Here is a 5,378-nt window from a genome sequence, read left to right on the forward strand (position 1 = left end):
GGCTTGCGCCGCGCCATCCGCCTCGCGCACCCGCAGCCAGGCCGGCACCAGCGCGGCGTTCAGCCCGCCTTCGGCCAATAGCCGCCGGACCACGTTGACGAGCTGGAACGCGACCAGAAAGGCGTCCGCGACGGGGCCGGCGCCAAGCAGCGCCGCGATCGCGGAATCGCGCAGGAACCCGAGCAGCCGCGAGGCCAGCGTTCCCGTCGATACCGTCAGATAAGCGCGGATCATGGGAACTCTATAGAGCATGATCCGGAAAAGCAGGAACCGGTGTTCCAAAAGAGATCATGCCCAAACAAACGGCATCCCGCGCTGGCCGCGTCGCTTGCTGGCGCCAGCCCCATCGTGATAGGCCGCAATCTTTCGCACTTGCGGTAAACAGGAATAATGATGGATGGTTGACGCAACCTACGACGTTCTCGGGATCGGCAACGCGATTTTCGACGTGCTGGTGCGGACCGATGAAGGCTTTCTTGGCCGTCACGGCATGACCAAGGGCGGCATGGCGCTGATCGACGAGGCGCGGGCGGCGGCGATCTACGCCGACATGGGGCCGGCGACCGAAATGTCCGGGGGATCCGCGGCCAACACCATCGTCGGCGTGGCCAATCTCGGCGCCCGCGCGGCCTATGTCGGCAAGGTCAAGAACGACCAGATCGGCCGGCTCTACAGCCACGACATCCGCGCCGCCGGCGTCGCGTTCGAGACCGCGGCAGCCGTCGATGGCCCCGCCACCGGCTGCTGCTACATCCTGGTGACGCCGGACGGCGAGCGCACCATGAACACTTTTCTCGGCGCGGCGCAGGAGCTGACGCCGTCCGATATCGATCCGGCGCAGATCGCGGCGTCGCGCATCATCTATCTGGAAGGCTATCTGTGGGACCCGACAAACGCCAAGGAAGCCTTCGTCAAGGCGGCGACGATCGCGCATGGCGCCGGCCGCGAGGTGGCGCTGACCCTGTCGGACTCATTCTGCGTCGACCGCTACCGCGACGAGTTTCTCGATCTGATGCGCAAGGGAACGGTCGATCTGGTATTCGCCAACGAGGCCGAATTGCATTCGCTGTACCAGACCGCCGATTTCGACACCGCGCTGAAGCAATTGCGCAGCGACGCCAAACTCGCCGTCGTCACCCGCAGCGAAAATGGCTGCGTAGTGACGTCGAGCGACGGCGTGGTCGCGGTGCCGGCATTCCCGATCGACAAACTGGTGGACACCACCGGCGCCGGCGACCTGTTCGCCGCCGGATTTTTGTTCGGCCTGGTGCGCAACGCCGGCCATGAAAATGCCGGCCGCTTAGGGGCGCTGGCGGCCGCCGAAGTGATCCAGCACATCGGCGCGCGGCCGCAGGTGTCGCTGAAGGAACTGGCGCAGCAGAGCGGGCTGGTGGTGTAGCTGTTCGACGGGGGCCTGCGCCGTGCTGCCTCAGGGCAATGTGCGCCGGGCCGAGCCATGATAGCCTGACCACTCCGCCTTCGCCGCCGCCGAATTCCCCGCTATGCACGAGGCGGCAGAGCTCATGCCGCGGCTGTCAGAGGTCGCGCGCTCGATCCGTTTGCGCTGGCGCGGGGAATGCATCGCTTCCCTCAGGTCGCTGCGCCGCTGCACATTGAGCCAGAAATCCGGGCCGTTGCCGAACACGCGGGCGAGAATGAGAGCTGTCGCCGCGGTCACGTTGCGACGATCGTTGCACAGCTCATTGACGTGCTTGCGTTGCACGCCCATCGCCGCAGCCAGCGCGCCCTGCGTCAGGCCGATCGGCTTCATGAATTCTCTGACCAGAATTTGACCTGGTGTCGCCGGTTTGCGTCTTGTCATCAACATGAGTCAACATACGACACTATGCCCGTGTCCAATAGTGCGCAGCTTATGCCTACAAGGCGTGCAAGGCGGCGGAACGGACAAAGAGGACATGACCATGCCCCTGACCGGGAGTTTTCGCGAGACGGAGCAGGCGCGGGCGCGTCGCACCCGGCATTCCCCGCGCCCTCTGTTCTTCAAGGCGCGAAAGTTTTGGGCAAACCTCGGGCGGATCGCGCCGCGAGATCGCGAAGCCGTGCGTTCTCCCTCGCCCCGCGTTTGCGGGGAGAGGGTCGGGGTGAGGGGCTGTCTCGGCATACGGAATCGCGGAGAGTCCTCCTCACCCGGCGCGGAGCTTGTGCCCGGACGGCGCGTGGCGCCGATCCGGGTGCGCCGACCCTCGGGTCAAGCCCGAGGGCAGGCTCTCTCCCCGCAAGCGGGGCGAGGTGACCGACCCCGTGGCTAGCAATGAGAATCTCTAACGATTACCCCTCACGCCGCCTTCTGCCCGGCCGCATCGAGCCCGGCATAGACGCCGCGCTCGAAGCCCGCGAACGCTTCCAGGCATTTTCCATCCGCGAACGGCAACAGCTGCATCAGGATCACGCCGGCGATGTCGCGCGCCGGATCGATCCAGTAATAGGTGTTGGCGAGCCCGGCCCAGGCGAGGCTGCCGGGGCTGCGGCCTTCCGGCGTCTTGGCGGTGTTGATCAGAAAACTCAGTCCCCACTTCTTCACCATGTCCGGATAGAGATCGACGTCGTTGGTATAGGGCGGGGTCACCGAAATCATCTTGCCCATGCTGAGTTCGCCGATGTGGTTCTGTCCCATCAGCGCCACCGTCTCGGGCTTCAGCACCTGGTTGCCGTTGCCCTTGCCCTTGTTCAGGATCATCTGGGTGAAGCGGATGTAGTCGGCCGCGGTGCCGTAGAGGCCGCCGCCGCCCATGTGGAATTCCGGCTCCTGCTCCAGTTCGAACGGGATCGCCGCCAGCGATCCGTCCTCGCCGCGCGCATGCATGGCGACCAGGCGCTGGCGCTGCGCGTCGCCGATCTTGAAGCCGGTGTCGCTCATGCCGAGCGGCGTGAACAAATGGTCGCGCAGATAGGCGTCGAGCCGCTTGCCGCTCGCGGCTTCCACCGCCTTGCCGACGAAGTCGATATTGGTGCCGTATTCCCAGCGCGTGCCGGGATCGGTCATGATCGGCGTTTTCAGCGCGGCGTTCTGGCAACTGGTGATGGGAGGCAGCCCGGTCTTCTCCAGATACTGCACCATGTCGCCGTTCCACATATTGTAGGCAAAGCCCGCGGTGTGGGTCATCAGGTGGCGCAGCGTGATCGGCTTGCTGGCCGGCCGCAGTCTTGGCTCGCCGCTGGCGTCAAATCCTTCCAGCACCTGCGGCGCGGCGAGATCGGGCAGCACCTTGCCGATCGGCTCGTCCAGCGAGAGCTTGCCCTGCTCGACCAGTTGCATGCCGGCGGCCGCCGTGATGGCCTTGGTCATCGAGGCGATCCAGAACACGCTGTCGGCGGTCATTGCGTCGTCCTTCGACAGGTCGCGTTGGCCGAACGCGCCCTGATAGATCACTTCCTTGCCCGTCGCGGCCATCGCGACCACGCCGGGAATTTCCTTCGCCTCGCATTTTTGACGCAGAACCTGATCGATCTGGGCTTTGCTTTGCATGGGGTCACCTCCGGTTTATTTTTTGCGGTGGCCGATCTTCCCCCGGGCGGCCGCGCCCCGCAAGCGCGGGCGGCCAGTTGCCGCGGCGGTCGCAATCTCGTGATGGAGGCCGGCGTGGCCGGGAGCGACCGAACTGCAACACTCCCTCATTATCTTCTGTGGACAGGCTCTCATGGCGATGACCATCCGGGCCGTCGGCGGTATCCTTTGCACAACGGAACCGGTTTCGCTGTAAGATGTTCAGATTCCAGCGTAAACAGCACTTTCTGCCGGAACGGTTTGAAGCGATTGATTTTCATTTTAAAAATTGCGGGAACTGACGATGATCTCGACCTGGAGCGAATGGAAGCGCTATCCCCGGCCCGGACGCGGCGAAAACATCGAAGCGCCGATCAGCCCGGGCCTCTATGAGGTCCGCTACACCGGAACCGGCGCGCTGCATTCCTTCGAGGCGGTCGATAACGTCGCACACGCGCTGGCGCTGTTGGTCGGTTCCAAATCATGGTTCGGGCGTCGCGGGGCCGCTTCATTGCCCGATCTCGAATACCGCACCTGCGCGACCTCCTCGCGGGCGGACGCCAAGGCCGCGGCGGCGCGCATGATCGGCCGCCGTGAGACCTATATGAGCGGCGCGGCCTGAGCCGCCGATGCATTTCGGCCGGTTTCGGCCTATACTCGGATTCAATTGGTCAAGAAAATCCGAGGAGCAACGCCATGACCCCAACCGTCGCCGCACGCGCTTCGCAATCCGCCACGCCCTCGCTTCGCGACCGCCTGAAAGACCCCTCGCTCTTGCGCGAGCAATGCTACATCGACGGCGCCTGGACCGGCACGGCGGCCAATCCCGTGACCAACCCGGTCAACGGCGTCGAACTGGCAAAAGTGCCGAGGATGGGCACGACCGAGGCAACCCAGGCGGTCGAGGCTGCCGAGCGCGCGTTTCCGGCCTGGGCCAAACTCACCGCCAAGCAGCGCTCCAATATCCTGCGCAAATGGTTCGACCTCATCATCGCCAACCGCGAGGATCTCGCGCTGATCCTCACCTCGGAGCAGGGCAAGCCGCTGGCCGAGGCGCTCGGCGAAGTCGATATCGGCGGCGCCTATGTCGAGTTCTTTGCCGAGGAGGCGCGGCGCGTCTACGGCGAAACCATTCCGACGCAGCGGGCGGATGCGAGGCTGCTTGCGATCAAGCAGCCGATCGGTGTTTGCGGCGCGATCACGCCGTGGAACTTTCCGTGCTCGATGATCACCCGGAAAGTGTCGCCGGCGCTGGCCGCCGGCTGCACGGTCGTGCTCAAGCCCGCCAACGAAACGCCGCTCACCGCCCTGGCGCTGGTGGCGCTGGCCGAGAAGGCCGGCGTGCCGAAGGGCGTGTTCAATATCCTCACCGGCAATTCGTCGGCGATCGGAAAAGTGCTGTGCGAACATCCCGCGGTGCGCTTTGTCGGCTTCACCGGATCGACCGAGGTCGGCAAGATCCTGTATCAGCAGGCCGCGGTCGGCGTGAAGAAACTCGGGCTCGAACTCGGCGGCAACGCGCCGTTCGTGGTGTTCGACGACGCCGATATCGATGCCGCGGTCGACGGCGCCATCGTCTCGAAATACCGCAACATGGGCCAGACCTGCGTCTGCGCCAACCGCATTTATGCGCAGGACAAGATCTACGATTCGTTCGTCGAAAAGCTGTCGAAGAAAGTCGCGGCGATGAAGATCGGCGACGGCACCGAGCAGGGTGTGGTGCAGGGGCCGCTGATCAACATGGAAGCGATCGACAAGGTCGAAAAGCACATTGCCGACGCGGTCAAGGGCGGCGCGAAAATCGTCACCGGCGGCAAGCGCCATGCCCTCGGCGGCAGTTTTTTCGAGCCGACCGTGCTGTCGAACGTCAAGC

Annotated in this window: 5 protein-coding genes and 1 pseudogene; 3 read left to right on the forward strand and 3 right to left on the reverse strand. The window is 64.7% G+C overall.

The features are described from left to right. Positions 1–234 (reverse strand): lipid II flippase MurJ (locus WCE35_RS22030; protein WP_424595432.1); only part of this gene is annotated, 234 nt, incomplete at its 3' end. Between the two features lie 163 nt (positions 235–397). Between WCE35_RS22030 and WCE35_RS22035 the strand changes: the two genes are divergently transcribed. Continuing rightward, a complete protein-coding gene (locus tag WCE35_RS22035) occupies positions 398–1,399 on the forward strand; it encodes an adenosine kinase (RefSeq protein WP_424595433.1) in 1,002 nt (333 codons plus the stop codon). A 144-nt stretch (positions 1,400–1,543) separates the two neighbouring features. Here the strand turns inward: WCE35_RS22035 and WCE35_RS22040 are convergent. Next, positions 1,544–1,828 (reverse strand): annotated as a pseudogene (locus WCE35_RS22040) (HigA family addiction module antitoxin); the annotation flags it as partial. Positions 1,829–2,296: 468 nt separating this feature from the next. Next, entirely contained in the window at positions 2,297–3,487 is a 1,191-nt protein-coding gene (locus tag WCE35_RS22045; protein ID WP_424595434.1) for a serine hydrolase domain-containing protein, read from the reverse strand. A 322-nt stretch (positions 3,488–3,809) separates the two neighbouring features. Here WCE35_RS22045 and WCE35_RS22050 point away from each other — a divergent pair, with 322 nt between their 5' ends. Then, a complete protein-coding gene (locus WCE35_RS22050) occupies positions 3,810–4,127 on the forward strand; it encodes a hypothetical protein (RefSeq protein ID WP_424595435.1) in 318 nt (105 codons plus the stop codon). Positions 4,128–4,201: 74 nt separating this feature from the next. Further along, on the forward strand, positions 4,202–5,378 hold a 1,177-nt coding region (locus WCE35_RS22055), incomplete at its 3' end, for an NAD-dependent succinate-semialdehyde dehydrogenase (protein WP_424595436.1).

Source organism: Bradyrhizobium sp. (genome assembly GCF_049691595.1).
In the GTDB taxonomy this organism is placed as follows: Bacteria; Pseudomonadota; Alphaproteobacteria; order Rhizobiales; family Xanthobacteraceae; genus Bradyrhizobium.

What these genes read in the sequence shown, in the direction of transcription:
- WCE35_RS22035 (WP_424595433.1), top strand. Translation starts at nt 398, where the DNA reads ATGGTTGACGCAACCTACGACGTTCTCGGGATCGGCAACGCGATTTTC.
- WCE35_RS22045 (WP_424595434.1), bottom strand. Translation starts at nt 3,487, where the DNA reads ATGCAAAGCAAAGCCCAGATCGATCAGGTTCTGCGTCAAAAATGCGAG.
- WCE35_RS22050 (WP_424595435.1), top strand. Translation starts at nt 3,810, where the DNA reads ATGATCTCGACCTGGAGCGAATGGAAGCGCTATCCCCGGCCCGGACGC.